The organism is Sphingopyxis sp. GW821-FHT10B01, assembly GCF_059415685.1.
Map to the genome: position 1 here is coordinate 374955 of NZ_JBWKNS010000001.1, position 16785 is coordinate 391739.

Below are 16785 nucleotides of genomic sequence, written 5' to 3' on the forward strand. Positions count from 1 at the left end.
ATCCTGATGCTTCTCTTCCCCGGCCTAGCGGCCGGGGAAGAGCCCGTCACCCGGCCGAACCTCGACCGGTCGGTTGATGTCCACAGCGTCGCGCTGCATGGCCGCACCTATGTCAGCGAGGGGCTGGTCGGCACCGGCGCGCTTCCTGCGGGCACGGTCGATTTTCTTGGCGACACGCTGGGTTCCTTTTCCTCGCTGAAGATCGCACCCGGAAGCTGGAAACGTGTCGGCGCGGGCTATGAGGGCGTCCTGTGGACGCTGCCCGACCGCGGCCGCAACGATCCCGACGCAAATCTCTTCTTCGATTATCCTGCACGGCTGCATCGCTTCCGCCTCCGCTTCACCCCGGCCGATGGCAGGGTCACCCTCACTCCCGACGGCGGATTAAAGCTCAGCGACTTTCGTGGCCGCCCGTTCACCGGCGCCGATCCCGGCGCGGGGACGCTGACGCAGTGGGATATTATATTGCCAGCACCAGCCAGCGGCGTCGGCAGCGGCAAAGTCTCGCTCGATGCCGAATCGCTGCAGTTCGCCCGCAACGGCAGCTTCTATGTCGGCGACGAATACACCGCGAGCATCTATTATTTCGATCGGCGCGGCCGCCTGCGCGGGGTCATACAACCGCCCGCAGCGATCGCGCCGCGCCGCGACGGGCGCCCGCATTTCGGCTCGCTACAATCGCCGGAGACCGGCCGCCGCAACAACCAGGGTGCCGAGGGCATGTCGCTGTCGCCCGACGGCCGCACCCTTTTCGTGATGATGCAAAGCGCGCTGATGCAGGACAGCGCCAGCGGCAATGCCGCGGGTCGCATCAACACCCGCGTGCTGGTCTATGACGTCAGCCTCACGCCTACCCCGGCTCGGCCGAAGGCGCATCACGTCGTCCAGCTGCCGGCCTATAGTGCAGATGGTCAAGGCGGCGCGCCCGATCGAACCGCCGCGCAAAGCGAGATATTCGCGCTGGACGATCACCGGTTCCTGATGCTCGCACGCGATGGCGCAGGCCAGGGGGCGTCGGGCAAAAAGCCTATTATTTACAAAAGCATTCTGCTGGTCGACCTGACCGGCGCCACCAACCTTGCCGGGACCGGATACGAGACCGGCGCCATATCCCTGCTGCAAGATCGGGCCAGCACCGCATTGCGACCGGACATCACCGCCGCAAAGCGGGTCGAGCTGGTGAACATGCTCAACCCCGGGCAACTCGCGCGCTTCGGCCTCAGCGTCGATGCGCTGTCCGAGAAATGGGAAGCGATGGACCTGATGTCCGTGCTGGAGCCGGATCGGCCCGCCGATTATTTCCTGCTCGTCGGCAACGACAATGATTTCGCCGCGCGCAACTGTCTGATGTCGGGTCAATCCTGCGACTCCGACATCGACAATGACAACCGGCTCCTAGTCTATCGGGTGAAATTACCAGCACCATTGCGGTAACGCCGCAACTCTCTCCTCATCCGTCACATCAATGTCATCGGCGAGGCATAGCGCGGCACGGTATCCGACTCCGGGGAGGTCCCTTATGACTGCCACGACCGCCGACGCCGTACCGTTCGACAATGCCGAATTCGAACGCCCCGATCTCGACAAGGGATTGGGCGCCGCCGGCAAGCTCGGCTTTGTCGCCGCGATTATCGTCGCGCTCGCCTACGTCGGCTACAGCGTCTATGCCGACGCGGCCGCAGCCGGGGTTCATGCGACAGCCTTCCTGCCCTTTGCCCTGCTCTTCCTGGCGCTGCTCATCGCGCTCGGGTTCGAGTTTGTGAACGGCTTTCACGACACGGCGAATGCCGTCGCGACCGTAATCTACACCAATTCGATGCCCGCCAATTATGCGGTGGTCTGGTCGGGCTTCTTCAACTTCCTCGGCGTGCTGCTGTCGACCGGCGCGGTCGCCTTCGGCATCGTGTCGCTGCTTCCCGTCGAGCTGATCCTCCAGGTCGGCTCGAACGCGGGTTTCGCGATGGTCTTTGCATTGCTGATCGCGGCGATCGTCTGGAATCTAGCGACCTGGTATTTCGGCATCCCTTCGTCGAGTTCGCACACGCTGATCGGTTCGATCATCGGCGTCGGCATCGCCAACGCGATGCTCCATGGCAAGAGCGGCACCGCCGGGGTCGACTGGGGCAAGGCGACCGAGATCGGCTATGCGCTCCTTTTATCGCCGCTGCTTGGCTTCACCGTCGCGGCGCTGCTGTTCCTCGCGATGAAAGTGCTGGTACGCAACAAGACACTCTATGAAGCGCCAAAGGGCAACACGCCGCCGCCACTGTGGATCCGCGGCCTGCTCATCTTCACCTGCACCGGCGTCAGCTTCGCACACGGTTCCAACGACGGTCAGAAGGGCATGGGCCTGATCATGCTGATCCTGATCGGCACCGTTCCCACCGCCTATGCGCTCAATCGCGCGGTGCCCGAAAAATATGTCCAGGAGTTCGTCGTCCATTCCAACGCTGCGGAGCGTGTGCTGGCCGCGCAGACTGGCGGCGCGACCCCGCCGACCGACGCACGCAAGGCGGTCACCGCCTATATCGCCGACAAGCAACTCAAGCCCGAAACCATCCCGGCGCTCGGCTCACTGGTCGACCAGATCGAAACGCAGGTCAGCGGCTATGGCTCGCTCGCGAAGGTCCCTGCCGCCGCGACCGAGAATATGCGCAACGACATGTATCTCACCTCCGAGGCGATCAAACGTCTCGGCAAGGAAAAGAGTGTCACCTTCACCGACGCACAGAGCAAAACCCTGACCGAGTATAAAGGCTCGCTCGACAGCGCGACGCGCTTCATCCCGACCTGGGTAAAGATCGCGGTCGCCTTTGCGCTCGGACTGGGCACGATGATCGGCTGGAAACGCATCGTCGTCACCGTCGGCGAAAAGATCGGCAAGTCGCACCTCACCTATGCGCAGGGCGCCTCTGCCGAACTCGTCGCGATGGGGACGATCGGCGCGGCCGACATGCTCGGCCTGCCGGTGTCGACCACCCACGTCCTGTCCTCCGGCGTGGCGGGGACGATGGCCGCGAACCGGTCGGGGCTCCAGATGTCGACGATCCGCAACCTGCTCATGGCCTGGGTCCTGACGCTGCCGGTCTCGATCCTGCTGGCAGGCGGGCTTTACGCGCTGCTGAGCGCGATCTTCTAAAGGACCATCGTCACGGCCAGCGAAGACCAGGTCCCGGCCCCGGATTTCGGGTCGATCGTGATGCAGCCGGGTCTCGTCTGGGGCTGCGCTCGCACGCACGAAGGCACGCGGCTGATCGACGAATGCGACGCCGGCGAAGATGCGAGCTTCCGTTGGCTCCACCTCAATCTCGCCGACGAGCGCACCTTGCGCTGGCTCGAACGCACAACGACACTACCCGCTCCCATCCACGACCTGATGCTGGCGCGCGAGACGCACCAGCAGGCCATCGTGGAAGAGGGGGTGGTCGGCCTCGTCCTTCAGGATTTCGAGCGCGACTTCGACGCGGCGGAGACGATGCAGATCGGCGCGCTCCACATCGTGATCACGCCTGCCCTGATGCTCACCGGCCGCTATCATCCGATCCGCTCTGCCGACATCATCCGCCAACGAATCGCCGCCGGTTTCGACGTGCACGACGGCGCCGCAGCGCTCAACCTGGTTGTGGGAACGATGATCGACGGCCTTGGCCAGCACGTCCACGGCCTCGCGCTCGATATCCAGACCGCCGAAGACGAGTTTCTCAACGAGCGGATGAATCCCGCGACACGCGACCTGATCGCCGTGCGTCGACGCGGCGCCCGGCTGCACCGTCTCGTCGCGGGGATGCGCGCGACCCTGAACCGGCTGGAAAAGGATCCGGACCTTCCAGCCGTCCTCGCTCCGGTTGCCGAACGTCACGTCCAACGGCTCCAGGCTCTCGATACCGACGTTGCCAGCACGCAGGCGCAGCTTCGCCAATTGCGCGACGAACTCGACCTTCAGGCAGCGCAGAAAACCAACCAGAATCTCTATTTCCTGTCGGTGATCAGTGCGCTGCTGCTTCCCGCGACGCTGGTGACGGGGTTTTTCGGGATGAACACCGGAGGCCTCCCCTTCGCCCACACCGCTGCGGGGACCTTCGTGGCCGCGATGGCCGCAGTCGCCGCCTCCGCCGCGACCTGGCTGCTGCTCAGACGCCGTCCCTAATATCGCTCGGGTACGTACATTTCTGGCGGAATTTCGTGCCGCGCATAATCGTCGTGCCGGACGCGTTCGGGCAGGACGACCGCCGGCTTCTCGACCTCATGATAGGGTATCTGTTCGAGCAGGTGGCTGATGCAGTTCAACCGCGCCTTCTTCTTGTCGACCGCCTCGACCAGCCACCAGGGCGCTTCGTCAATATGCGTGCGCTCCAGCATATCCTCCTTCGCGCGCGTATAATCCTCCCAGCGCCGCCGCGATTCGACGTCCATCGGCGACAGTTTCCACTGCTTCAGCGGATCCTGGATCCGCATCTGGAAGCGGAACTGCTGTTCGTCATCGGTGATCGAGAACCAGTATTTGAGGAGGATGATTCCCGACCGGACGAGCATCCGCTCGAACTCGGGGACGGACCGGAAAAACTCCTCACACTCATCCTCGGTGCAAAATCCCATCACCCGCTCGACCCCGGCGCGGTTGTACCAGCTCCGGTCGAACAGCACGATCTCGCCCGCCGCGGGCAGATGCGGCACATAGCGCTGGAAATACCATTGCGAGCGCTCGCGTTCGCTCGGCGCGGGCAGCGCAACCACCCGGCAAACGCGCGGGTTGAGCCGCTGGGTGATGCGTTTGATCGCGCCGCCCTTGCCTGCGGAATCGCGCCCCTCGAACAGCACGGCGACCTTCAGCCCCTGCTGGACGACCCACTCCTGCAGAACGACGAGTTCGTGCTGCAGCCGGAACAATTCGCGAAAGTAGATCCGCCGGTCGATCGCCTCGCGATCCGGATGGTCGGACATGTCGGCAAGGAGCGTCTCCAGCCGACTCTCGTCCATCTCCATCTCCAGCTCCTCGTCAAAGCTGTCCGCGATTTCTTCCTTGATACGGTCGAGACTGGAAAGGCTGTCGTCCATTGCAGAGGCTCCTTGCTGCCTTCATGCATCGCTATGACCGCAAGATTGCCAAGCTGTGACAAGGCTTCCACGGACGCACGGCCGGAGAGGATGACGCCGGCTTGTGCCATGCGCAGCAACCGGGCCTCGTGCTTGATCCGGCTGGACATATCTGACGTATCGGCGGCGACCCCAGCGTCGAGCGCGCGCCCGGATTTCAATCCAGACCGGAGACGACGGCGCGACGCGGTCTCCGCCGCCGGCTCGCCCGGCCGAGGAAGCGCGCACCCAGCACGGTTCCGCCAATCGTCGCTATCGCCACGATTGCCCCGATACCCAGCACATGCGCCTCGGTCACATTTTCGACCGACCCCATGGTCTTCACTGCAAAATAGCCGGGTGCGAACATGATCGGGACCCACAGGATAGCGGAGGTTATGTTGGCAAGCTGGAAGCGCCGGGGATCCATCTCCATGACACCCGCGACGAGGGGGATGGTGGCCCGGATCGATCCCAGAAAGCGTCCGGCAAAGATCGATAGAAAGCCGAAGCGGCGAAAGAAGAGCCGCGCGCGGGCCACCATCGAGCGGTGACGGTTTAGCGGCCAGCGCCGGTAAGCCGAAGGTCCGATACGGCGGCCGATCGCATAGGAGATCCAATCGCCGATAGCGGCACCGACGACGGCCCAGCCGATGATCCACCAAGGCTCGACCACGCCGGCACCGACGAGGCCGCCGACCGCAATCATCAACGCTGTCGCCGGAATGAAAAGGCCGACGACCGCCAGAGACTCGCCAAAGGCAAGCAATCCCACGATCGGTCCGGCCCACAGGCCATGCTGCGCGATAAATAGCGTCGCGCGCGCGATCAGCTCGTCCACATCACCTCCCGGGCGACCGATCGAATCCGGACCCCGCCGTGTTTATAGCCCAATATCAGAACGCAAATATGTCACTTTGCCGGGGAGTCGGCACGGCTCATCAGGAGACCGGCAGCCTCATCCAAGCTCAGCGGAACATGGCCGAAAGCAAACCATCTTCTTTCGGTCCCTTTTGTGCCAAAAGCGACCGTCCGGATTCTTTGGCGGGGAGGCATATGCGCACCAGACTGAGCATTTGCGCAAAGAAGCGTTCCTTTCGATCGGACGAGGAGGCGCTTGTTGCCATTCGACGCTCCGAATTACCCCTTCGGACATATCGTTGCGACCGCTGCCGGCTGTTCCACCTGACGAGTCGAACAAAGGGCAAACCGTCACTCCGGTAAGAAGTCCCACGACACGGAACCCCGGCATCAGCCGAAGATGGCACCGGCAGGCTCAGCCCAATTTCCCCATTCTGGCTTTTCAACAATTCGGAACATAATGGACGATTTTATCATTCTGTTTCGCACAAACACCCCGGTCTAGACCTCTCTCATCCCGAACCGATCGGGAGCCCGGATTTTTCCAAAGGAGAGTCAGCCATGTCGATCAAAGCCACCGCCACGCCCGCCAAGGGCCTGCTGGATCCCGGCAATCACGCCCTTGTCCTCATCGATTTCCAGTCGCAGATGGCCTTCGCGACCAAATCGATCGCCGCCGAACTGCTACGCAACAATGCCGCGCTGGTCGCGAACGGTGCCGCCGGCTTCAACGTCCCGACCATCCTGACCACCGTCGCCGAGAAGGGCTTTTCGGGCCCGATGTTCGGCGAGATCACCGACGCCTTCCCCGGTCAGGCGCTGCTCGACCGCACGAGCATGAACACATGGGAAGACGCCGCCGTGATCGACGAAGTCAACCGCATCGGCAAGGAACGGCTGGTCTTTGCGGGCCTCTGGACCTCGGTCTGCATCGTCGGCCCGGCGCTCTCGGCGCTCGAACAGGGATTTGAGGTCTATGTCATCACCGACGCGAGCGGCGACATTTCGACCGAGGCGCACGAGCGCGCGGTCGAACGCATGATCCAGGCGGGCGCCAAGCCGATGACCTCGCTCCAATATCTGCTCGAACTGCAGCGCGACTGGGCGCGCGCCGAAACCTATGATCTCACTACCGGCATCGCCCGCAAATGGGGCGGCGCTTATGGTCTTGGCATCACCTATGCCAAGACGATGTTCGGCGCCTCGGAAGGCGGTCACTGATCCCCGTTGGCCGGGCCCACACGGGTCCGGCCACCCCCTTCCCATTCTCTGCCAGGAGGACGGACCGATGAAACTCTATCTTGTCTCGCTGGGGGCCGGGCTTCTGGTCGGCGTTGTCTATAGCCTGCTCGGGGTTCGTTCCCCCGCGCCGCCGATCATCGCCCTTATCGGGCTGGCCGGCATCCTCCTCGGCGAACAATTGGTGCCGATCGCCAAGCGCCTCGGCGACCGCCCCGAACTTGTCCGCTTCGTCCGCGAGGATTGCGCGAGCCATGTGCTCGGCCCGCTCCCCCGGGCCGAGACGATATCCCGAAAGGATCGCGACGCATGAACCCCGTCACCCGCCGCCAGGCACTCGCCGGCGCCGCCACCACCGCCCTTCTCGCTGCAACGGAAAGCTTTGCCATGCGCCCCAAGGATCTCATCATCGTCAATGCCAAGGTGACCACGCTCGATCGCGCCAACCCGGTGGCTCAGGCGGTCGCGATCCGCGGCGGCAAATTTCTCAGCGTCGGTAGCGAGGCCGAAGTTCGCGCCGCCGCCGGACCCGACGCCGATGTGATCGACGCCAGGGGCCGCCGCCTGATCCCCGGGCTGATCGACAGCCATATCCATGTCATCCGCGGCGGGCTCAATTATAATATGGAGTTGCGCTGGGACGGCGTGCCGAGCCTTGCCGACGCGATGGCGATGCTGAAAAAACAGGCCGCGAACACCCCACCGCCACAATGGGTGCGCGTCGTCGGTGGCTTCACCGAGCATCAGTTCGCCGAAAAGCGCCTTCCAACGCTGGCCGAAATCAATGCCGCGGCGCCCGATACGCCGGTGTTCATCCTCCACCTCTATGACCGCGCCCTGCTCAACGCCGCCGCGCTGCGCGCCGTCGGCTATACGAAAGACACGCCCAACCCGCCGGGCAGCGAGATCGTCCGCGACGCCGCAGGCAACCCCACCGGCCTGCTGCTCGCCCAGCCCAATGCGGTGATCCTCTATTCGACGCTCGCCAAGGGGCCCAAGCTTCCCGAGGAATATCAGGTCAATTCGACCAAGCATTTCATGCGCGAATTGAATTCGCTCGGCGTCACCAGCGTCATCGATGCCGGCGGCGGGTTCCAGAACTACCCCGACGATTACCAGATCATCGAAAAGCTGCACAAGGACGGCGAGATGACGCTGCGCATCGCCTATAATCTCTTCACGCAAAAGCCGAAGGAAGAGCTCAAGGATTTCGCGACCTGGTCGACACAGGTCAAACCCGGCGACGGCGACGACACCTATCGCCACAATGGCGCGGGCGAGATGCTCGTCTATTCGGCCGCCGACTTCGAGGATTTCCGCGTCGAGCGTCCCGACATGCCCGCCAATATGGAGGCCGACCTCGAACCCGTTGTTCGCCTGCTCGCCGAGCGAAAATGGCCATGGCGGCTCCATGCCACCTATGACCAGACGATCAGCCGCGCACTCGATGTGTTCGAAAAGGTCGACAAGGACATACCGCTGTCGGGGCTCAACTGGTTTTTCGATCATGCCGAGACGATCAGCGAGCGCAACATCGACCGTATCGCGGCATTGGGCGGCGGCATTGCCGTGCAGCACCGCATGATGTTCCAGGGCGAATATTTCATCGAACGTTATGGCGCAAAGGCCGCCGAGGCGACCCCGCCGATCAAGCGGATGATGGACGCCGGTATTCCGGTCGGTGCGGGAACCGACGCAACGCGCGTCGCAAGCTACAACCCCTGGATGTCGCTGTCGTGGCTGGTGACCGGCACAACGCTGGGCGGCACGACGCTCTATCCCGCGCGCAACCGGCTCGACCGCGAGACTGCGCTGCGCCTGTGGACCGAGAAAAACACCTGGTTCTCGAACGAGGTGGGCAAGAAAGGACAGATCAAGGCGGGCCAGCTCGCCGACCTCGCGCTGCTCTCGGGCGATTATTTCGGGGTCGCCGAAAGCGAGATCGTCCACCTCCGCTCGGTCCTGACCATCCTCGGCGGCAAGGTCGTGCATGGCGAGGGCGACTATGGCCCGATCGCCCCCGCACTCCCCAGGCCGATGCCCGACTGGTCGCCCGTCGCGACCTTTGGCGGCGCTTATCGCCGCCCCGAGAGCGCAGAGAAGATGGCCGCGGCTTGCGGCTGCGCCGCGTCCTGCGCGGTCCATGGTCATGACCATGCCGCCGCGCTCGGCGCGAATGTCCCCGCCGCCGACGTCCAGAGCTTCTGGGGTGCGTTCGGCTGCGGCTGCTGGGCGGTCTGAGCCATGACCCCCGCCCCCATCGCCCGCCTGCTTGGCGACAATCGCTTCGCAGCCCTTGCCGCGACCTTCCTCACCCTCCCCTATTGGACGAGCGGCCTTGCCAAACTTGCCGACCTCGGCGGTGCACTCGGCGAGGCGCAGCATTTCGGCCTCGAACCCGCCGCGCTCGTCGTCGGCCTAACCATTCTCGTCCAGATCGGCGGGTCGCTGGCGATCATCCTTGGCCGCCAAGCCTGGCTCGGCGCGGGCGCACTCGGGGTTTTCACCGCAGCCGCGACGATCATTGCGCATCCCTTCTGGCAGGTCGCCGATCCGATGGCGCGCTTCCACGAACGCAACACCTTCCTCGAGCATGTCGGGCTGATCGGCGGCCTGATGCTCGCCGCGATCCTGCGCGAGCGCCGGACATGACCGCCGCTACCGCCGAGGCCGAACGGCCGCTCGCCAGCCCGATGTTCCGGGCCCTGTGGATCGCGACCATCGTGTCGAACGTCGGCACGTGGATGCACGATGTCGGCGCGGGCTGGCTGATGACCTCGCTGTCGCCGGACCCGCTGATGGTCGCGCTGGTGCAGGCCGCAACGACCTTCCCCATGTTCGCGCTCGCGCTGCCTGCCGGGGCGCTCGCCGATATCGTCGACCGTCGTCGCCTGCTGATCGCCGCGCAGCTTTTCGGGCTGATCGGTGCCGCCGGGCTTGCCGCCGTCACTCTCGCGGGCTTCACCACCGCATGGGTGCTTCTGCTCTTCACCGCGGTGATCGCGGTCGGCGCCGGTCTTTCCGCGCCTGCTTTCCAGGCGATCGTTCCCGAACTGGTGCCGGCCAAATCGCTGCAACAGGCGGTCGCGCTCAACTCGCTCGGCGTCAACATCGCGCGCGCCATCGGTCCGGCGCTCGGCGGTGTCATCATTGCCGCCTCGGGTCCCGCCGCCGTCTTCGCGGTCAACGCCCTGTCGGTCGTGGGCGTCATCATCGTGCTGGTCCGCTGGCGCCGCGCGGTACCCGAACGGCACCTGCCCGCCGAACATATGGTGGGCGCGATGCGCGCTGGCCTGCGCTATGCGATGCGCGCGCCCGAACTACAGGTCGTGCTGATCCGCTCGGTCGGTTTCTTCCTTTTTGCCAGCGGGCTCTGGGCGCTGTTACCGATCATTGCGCGCCGCGACCTCGGGCTGGGGCCCGCCGGCTATGGTGGGCTCCTGACCTTCATGGGAATCGGTGCGATCGGTGGTGCGATGCTGATGCCGCGGCTGCGCGGGCGGATGGGGGCCAATGCGATCACCCTCGCCGCCTCGCTCCTGCTCGCCGCGGCGATGGCCGCGCTGTCGCTCGTCACCGGATTCTGGTCGGCATCGGCGGCCCTGTTTGTCGCCGGGCTGGCGTGGATCGCCATGATGGCCTCGCTCAACGGCGGCGCACAGGCGACCTCGCCCGGCTGGGTCAAGGCGCGGGCGCTCGCGATCTACCTTCTGGTCTTTCAGGGGTCGATGGCGGCGGGATCGACATTATGGGGATCGGTCGCATCGCAGATCGGCGTGCCCTCGACCCTCCTCGCCGCCGCTGCGCTGCTGGTCGCCGCTAGCCTGTTCCTCGCCTGGCGCTATCCGCTGGGCCGCGACAGCGCCCTCGACCTCGCCCCCTCATCGCACTGGCCGACGCCGCTCGTCGACGGCACTGTCGAGCATGACAGCGGTCCGGTGCTGGTGACGGTCGAATATCGCGTCGACCCGGAGCAGGTGCCGGCATTCTTCGCCGAAATGCAGAAGATGCGCCGCATCCGCCGCCGCGACGGCGCGATCCACTGGGGCATTTACGAGGACACCGCCACCCCCGGCACGGTGATCGAAAGCTTCACCGTCGAAAGCTGGCTCGAACATCTGCGCCAGCACGACCGGGTGACCAATGCCGACCGGGTGCAGCAGGACGCGCTGCGCGCGTTCCAGACCAGCGGCACGCCGCCGGTCGTGCGCCACTTCGTCACGCGCCGCTGATGCGTGCGCTTGCCCTCCTCGCTGCGCTGATGCCGTTCGCCGCGCCAGCGCAGGAGGTCGAGCAGACGAATCTTCGCTACGACGAGGATTGGTCCGTGCTGTCCGACGCCCCGCGCGAGGAAAGGAAGCAGGCCAAATATGTCCCGCTCACCACCGACGGCGCCGTTTACCTGACGCTCGGCGGCGAGGCCCGGGCACGCTTTGAGGGGTTTGACGATAATCTGTGGGGCGACCCGCCCGCCCCCGATGACGGCTATCTGTGGCTCCGCGCGATGCCGCACGCCGACCTCCACGCCGGCCCCGCACGCGTCTTTGTTCAGGGCATCGCGGGCTATGCGCGCGGCGTCGGCGCCGGCAAAGGTCCGGCGGACGAAACCGGGATCGACCTGTTGCAAAGCTTTGCCGACGTCCGCATTCCGTTGGGCGACGACGCCCATCTGACGCTGCGCGGCGGGCGCGAACTGATGGCGCTCGGGTCGGAGCGGCTTGTGGGGATCCGCTATGGCCCCAACATCCCGCAGGCGTTCGACGGGTTTCGGGCGATTGCCGAGCATGGTCCGCTCCGCGTCGATGCTTTTCACCTCCGCCCTGTCGCCATCGGCGGCGGCGATTTCGACGACCGGGCATCGAAGACGCGGCGCCTCGACGGTGTTTATGCGACGATCACGCCCGCAAGCGGGATCGGCATCGATGCCTATTGGCTGAGCTATGAAAATGAGGCCGCGCGCTTCGTCGGCTGCTTAGGACGCGAAACGCGCGAAACGGTCGGGCTGCGCTTCTTCGGCAAGCACGGCAATCTCGGCTGGAACTGGGAGGTCATACTCCAGCGCGGGCATTTCGCGGGCGCCCCGATCCGCGCCTGGTCGTTCGCGACCGAAACCGCGTGGAGTTTTCCGCAAACACCGCTCAAACCGCGCATCCGCTTGCGCGCCAATGTCGCGAGCGGCGACCGCGATCCGGCCGACGGCACGCTTGGTACCTTCAACGCGCTGTTTCCCAAGGGAAAATATTTCGGCGAACTGTCGCCGATCGGCCCGCGCAACATCATGAATCTGCACCCGAGCGTCGATTTCGATCTCGGATCGGGGGTGAGCGTCGAACTGGCCGCCGCATCCTTCTGGCGCCAGACCCGCGGCGACGGCATCTATGACATTCCCGGCGGACTGATACGCGCGGCGGGTGGCAGCAGCGCGCGTCATATCGGCGAGCAGGTCGAGATTTCGGCTGGCTGGCAAACGAGCACGATATTGTCCTTCACTGCCTCGCTCTCAGCCTTTCGCCCCGGCGCTTTCATCCGCGATACGGGGCCTGCGCGCACTATCCGCATGGCCGGCGCCGAAGCCATGCTGAAATTCTAGAGTCGGAACCTAGAGGTCGATCATTCCCGCGAGTTCGGCGTCGTTTCGCCCCAACTCGACAAATTGTTCGAGCAGCCATGACGCCGCAGGACCCGGCGGCGTGTCGCGGCGCCACACGCCTGCGAACCGATAGGTCCCGCCCGGATGGTCAGGCATCGCAAGCTGTACAAGCGTCCCGGCGACAAGGTCGGCCTCGATCATCGGCAATGGCATATTGCCCCAGCCGATGCCTTCACGCAGCAGCGCATGTTTCGCGCCAAGGTCGGCGAGCCGCCAGGTCTTGGGGCTCATCACCGAGTAGTCGCGCCCCTCGGTAAAGCGCGAGCGGTCAGTGAGAACCAGCTGGGTATAATCGCGCCCGGCCCCCGGCGCGATCCGCTCCATCCGGCCGAGCGGATGATCGGGCGCTGCGACCGGCACCATCGGAATCGATCCTGCCGCGATGCATTCAACGCCTTCGACCCCCGCCGCGAGCGGTCCTGAAATGCCGACGATCGCCTTCCGGTCCAATACCATTGCGGTAATCGCACCCAGCGCTTCGACATGGAGGCGAAGCTGCACGGTCGGAAACGCGACCGCAAAGGCGCGCAGAACCTTGCCCAGCCGATCTGCGGGAAGCATCACATCGACCGCAAGATCGACCTCGGCCTCCAATCCGTCGAGCAGCCCCTTCACCTTCGCGCGAAGCCCGTCGATGCCATGCGAAATCGCCCGCGCTTCGGACAGCAGCGCGCGCCCCGCGACGGTCAGTTGCGGTTTGCGCGTTCCCTCGCGGTCGAACAGGATCACGCCGAGCTGCGCCTCGAGGTTCGTAATGCCATAGCTGATGACCGACACCGCGCGGCCGAGCCGCCGCCCCGCCGCGGCAAAACTGCCCGTATCGACAATCGCGAGGAAGATGCGGAGTTGGTCGAAGGTCGGTGTTCCGGGACTGCTCACTTTTCCATTTCCTCGAACGTTCTGGTTAAATTTATCACCCTGAACAGGAAAGCCCGCAAGCCCTAAATAGGTCTCAACGGCGACCGACCCGGTCGCCTTTGGAGATACACCATGATCGAACTTCGCCCTTTCGACAGTCTCGGCGCCGCCAACCACGGCTGGCTCGACGCAAAGCATCATTTTTCCTTCGCCGGCTATCATGATCCCGCACGGACCAGCTGGGGCAATTTGCGCGTCTGGAACGACGACATCATCGCGCCACAGACCGGCTTTCCGCCCCATCCTCACCGCGACATGGAAATCATCACCTATGTCCGCGAAGGCGCGATCACGCATCAGGACGACCTCGGCAACAAGGGCCGCACCGAAGCGGGCGATGTTCAGGTGATGAGCGCCGGCACCGGCATCCGCCATTCGGAATATAATCTCGAGGATGTGACGACGAAGATTTTCCAGATCTGGATCGTCCCGACCCGCGATGGCGAAGCACCGCAGTGGGGTGCCAAGCCCTTCCCCAAGGGCGACCGCTCGGGAAAATTTGTGACGCTCGCCTCGGGCTATGACAATGACAATGACGCGCTGCCGATCCGGACCGACGCGCGCGTCGTCGGCGCGACGCTGCGCGCGGGCGAGACCGCCAAATATCCGCTCGGCAAGGAGCGGAAAGCCTATCTCGTTCCCGCAACCGGCGCGGTGCAGATCGACGATGTCCGGATCAATGCCCGTGACGGCGCGGCGATCAGCGACATGGAGATCCTGCGCATCACCGCGCTCGAAGACAGCGAAATCGTCCTCGTTGATGCGGCGTAAACATGAACTGCCGGCGCGCCGCGTCGGCAGTTACAACATCATAATCCCCTGTTCTGCGCGCAGAATATCAACCCGGAAAAATCAGAAACGATAGCCGATCGTGCCCATCACGTTGCGCGGCGCGCCCATGAAACAGTCGCCCCTGTCGAGGCACGAGGCGTAGTAGATGTTGTCGAGAAGGTTGGTCGCGTTGACCGCGAAGCGCCATTTGTCCCATGTGACTTCGGCCAGTGCATCGACCGTCGTGTTGTCGGGCGTGACGATCGTCCAGGCCGGACCGACCGATGTGCGCTTGCCCGTATAGACGGCGCCTGCCCCCAGCCGCAACCGAGCCCCGTCGCCGATGCCGAAGCTTTTCGTTGCCCAGACCGAAGCGTTATGCCGCGGCATATAGGTGAAGTACGGGCTGTCGTCGGACGTTAGCTTGTTATATCCGTAGTTTACCAGCAGTTCGAAGTTTCCGGGCAGGGTCCGGCTCGCCTCAACTTCGATCCCCTTTGTGGTGAGCTTGCCCGACTGGAGGCGAACGCCCGGGGTCGGGCCATCGATCGGACGACCCGATTCCTTGATGTGGAATGCGGTGACCGTGACCAGCGTGGTGGCGTCGGGCTGCCATTTTACCCCGGCCTCATACTGCGTTCCAGTCTGCGGCTTCAGCCGCACGAGGTCGGTCGCAGAAGGCGTGATCGGCAGGAAGGATTCGGTGTAGCTGAAGAAAGGCGAAAATCCCGCGCCGAGTTCGCCGATAATCCCCGCACGGAATGTCGTCGCCTTGTCGGTTGCCGTGGTGCCGTTGGAATAATTCGACTTCACCCGGTCGCGGCGCGCGCCGAGGACGACCGAGACGCGGTCCCATAAGCGGATCTGGTCCTGGACGTAAAAGCCAAGCTGTTTCTGGACATCGGTCGAAAAATCGGGGCTGATCGCCGGGATCGCCAGCGCGTCATAGTCGATGTCGTAAAGGTCGACGATCTCGAAGCCGAAGCCCCCGCGCTTGCGGACCTTGTTCCAGCTGTAGTCGATGCCCGCGAGCAGCGTATGCTCGATCGCGGCGCCTGTGTTGAACTTGAACTGCACATTGCTGTCGGTCGAGAAGACGTTGGTGCGCGCGATGTTACCGTCGCTGTACAGGCCGATCATCCGTCCGGCGGGATCGAGATAGGGGTTTGTCGGGTTCGAATAGCTGTCGGTATAATGGGTAAAATAGGACAGGTCGGCGTCGATATAGCGCGCCTTGGCGCTGAGCTGGATCGCATCGCCAAAGCGCTGGGTGATACTGCCGCCACCCTGCAGCAGCCGTCCGTCATAACGGTCCCAGCCGGGCCTGCCGACGAAAAGAAAAGGATCGAGCCGGTCGGGGTTGTTCGGGTTGTCGCGGAAGGTGCCGACAATTGGCAGGAACTGCGGCGTCGAGCCCCCCTCGTCCTTCTGATAAAGGCCGGTGAGCACGATGTCCGTGTCGGGGGTCGGTTGCCACCGGATCGACGGCGCGAACATGATGCGGTCGTCTGGAACATGATCGACATAGGTGTCGGCATCGCGAACGCGGCCCACTGCGCGGATCGCGAATGTATCGGACAGCGCAAGATTGACGTCGCCGAGCACCTCTTTGCGGTCATAGCTGCCATAGACGAGGCTGGCCTCGCCGCGCGTCTCGAAACCGGGCGCCTTCGATACGAGATTGACAATGCCGCCGATCGAACCCTGACCGAAGAGTACCGACGCCGGCCCGCGAACGACTTCGACGCGCGAAAAATTGTACGGGTCCGAGGTGATGCTGGCGTAATAGCTGAAGATATCGCGCATGCCGTCACGGAACTGGAGGGCGTCGATACCGCGGATGACGAAGCTGTCGACACGGCTGTCGCGACCATAGGGGTTGGCGGTGACGCCGGCGGTGTAGCGCACCGTGTCGCTGATGTTGATCGCACCCTGCGAAAGATACTGGTCGTCGGTGACGACCGTGATCGGCTGCGGTGTTTCGATGAGCGGTGTCTCGGTCTTGGTCCCCGCCATGCTTTCGCTACGCGCGCCGGTCACCACGATCTCCGACCGCTCGCTCGCACCCGCATCGACCTCGTCGGCACAGGCTATGGTGCTGCCAAGGGCTGTGCAGGCGAGCAACGCGAGTTTGGCAAAATTCATGAGGAGAATCCCTTTGTTTCGAGGCTTGAGGAGATGTCCGAACCGGCAATCGGCGCTGCCGTTGATCGCGCTGAAATCTTCGTGGCCCCCGCCCCGGGGCGGCTCTTGCCAAAGTCGATCTTTTATTG

At 64.2% G+C, this 16785-nt stretch carries 14 protein-coding genes; 10 read left to right on the top strand and 4 right to left on the bottom strand.

What is annotated here, in order from left to right; translation table 11 throughout:
* Positions 1-6: 6 nt before the first annotated feature.
* The 3 genes from AC07NV_RS01610 to AC07NV_RS01620 all read left to right on the top strand — a co-directional run bounded on the left by AC07NV_RS01610 (position 7) and on the right by AC07NV_RS01620 (position 4147).
* Positions 7-1434, top strand: a complete 1428-nt coding sequence (locus tag AC07NV_RS01610; RefSeq protein ID WP_495164587.1) for an esterase-like activity of phytase family protein — start codon at positions 7-9, stop codon at positions 1432-1434.
* Positions 1435-1519: 85 nt separating this feature from the next.
* Positions 1520-3139, top strand: coding sequence for an inorganic phosphate transporter (locus AC07NV_RS01615; protein WP_495164588.1), 1620 nt, complete (start codon positions 1520-1522; stop codon positions 3137-3139).
* 60 nt (positions 3140-3199) lie between these two features.
* A complete protein-coding gene (locus tag AC07NV_RS01620) occupies positions 3200-4147 on the top strand; it encodes a CorA family divalent cation transporter (RefSeq protein WP_495165142.1) in 948 nt (315 codons plus the stop codon).
* Here AC07NV_RS01620 and ppk2 read toward each other — a convergent pair.
* A complete protein-coding gene (gene ppk2, locus AC07NV_RS01625) occupies positions 4144-5055 on the bottom strand; it encodes a polyphosphate kinase 2 (protein WP_495164589.1) in 912 nt (303 codons plus the stop codon). The genes AC07NV_RS01620 and ppk2 overlap by 4 nt on opposite strands.
* Before the next feature lie 196 nt (positions 5056-5251).
* Positions 5252-5914, bottom strand: coding sequence for a DedA family protein (locus tag AC07NV_RS01630; RefSeq protein WP_495164590.1), 663 nt, complete (start codon positions 5912-5914; stop codon positions 5252-5254).
* Positions 5915-6495: 581 nt separating this feature from the next.
* Between AC07NV_RS01630 and AC07NV_RS01635 the strand changes: the two genes are divergently transcribed.
* The 6 genes from AC07NV_RS01635 to AC07NV_RS01660 all read left to right on the top strand — a co-directional run bounded on the left by AC07NV_RS01635 (position 6496) and on the right by AC07NV_RS01660 (position 12763).
* Entirely contained in the window at positions 6496-7155 is a 660-nt protein-coding gene (locus AC07NV_RS01635) for a hydrolase (protein WP_495164591.1), read from the top strand.
* A 67-nt stretch (positions 7156-7222) separates the two neighbouring features.
* A complete protein-coding gene (locus AC07NV_RS01640) occupies positions 7223-7486 on the top strand; it encodes a XapX domain-containing protein (protein WP_495164592.1) in 264 nt (87 codons plus the stop codon).
* Positions 7483-9414, top strand: a complete 1932-nt coding sequence (locus tag AC07NV_RS01645) for an amidohydrolase (RefSeq protein ID WP_495164593.1) — start codon at positions 7483-7485, stop codon at positions 9412-9414. Before AC07NV_RS01640 ends, AC07NV_RS01645 begins: the two co-directional genes overlap by 4 nt.
* A gap of 3 nt (positions 9415-9417) precedes the next feature.
* Entirely contained in the window at positions 9418-9825 is a 408-nt protein-coding gene (locus tag AC07NV_RS01650; protein WP_495164594.1) for a DoxX family protein, read from the top strand.
* A complete protein-coding gene (locus AC07NV_RS01655; RefSeq protein WP_495164595.1) occupies positions 9822-11405 on the top strand; it encodes an MFS transporter in 1584 nt (527 codons plus the stop codon). Before AC07NV_RS01650 ends, AC07NV_RS01655 begins: the two co-directional genes overlap by 4 nt.
* On the top strand, positions 11405-12763 hold the full coding sequence (locus tag AC07NV_RS01660) for an alginate export family protein (protein WP_495164596.1): 1359 nt from the start codon (positions 11405-11407) through the stop codon (positions 12761-12763). Before AC07NV_RS01655 ends, AC07NV_RS01660 begins: the two co-directional genes overlap by 1 nt.
* A gap of 9 nt (positions 12764-12772) precedes the next feature.
* Here the strand turns inward: AC07NV_RS01660 and AC07NV_RS01665 are convergent, their stop codons facing one another.
* Positions 12773-13702 (bottom strand): LysR family transcriptional regulator, encoded by a 930-nt coding sequence (locus AC07NV_RS01665; protein ID WP_495164597.1) that lies wholly within the window; start codon positions 13700-13702, stop codon positions 12773-12775.
* 111 nt (positions 13703-13813) lie between these two features.
* Between AC07NV_RS01665 and AC07NV_RS01670 the strand changes: the two genes are divergently transcribed.
* Positions 13814-14512 carry a pirin family protein gene (locus tag AC07NV_RS01670; protein ID WP_495164598.1) on the top strand — a complete coding sequence of 233 codons (699 nt, stop codon included), beginning with the start codon at positions 13814-13816 and terminating at the stop codon, positions 14510-14512.
* A gap of 81 nt (positions 14513-14593) precedes the next feature.
* Here AC07NV_RS01670 and AC07NV_RS01675 read toward each other — a convergent pair whose 3' ends face one another.
* Complete coding sequence (locus AC07NV_RS01675) at positions 14594-16657, bottom strand: TonB-dependent siderophore receptor (RefSeq protein ID WP_495164599.1); 2064 nt, start codon at positions 16655-16657, stop codon at positions 14594-14596.
* Positions 16658-16785: the final 128 nt, after the last annotated feature.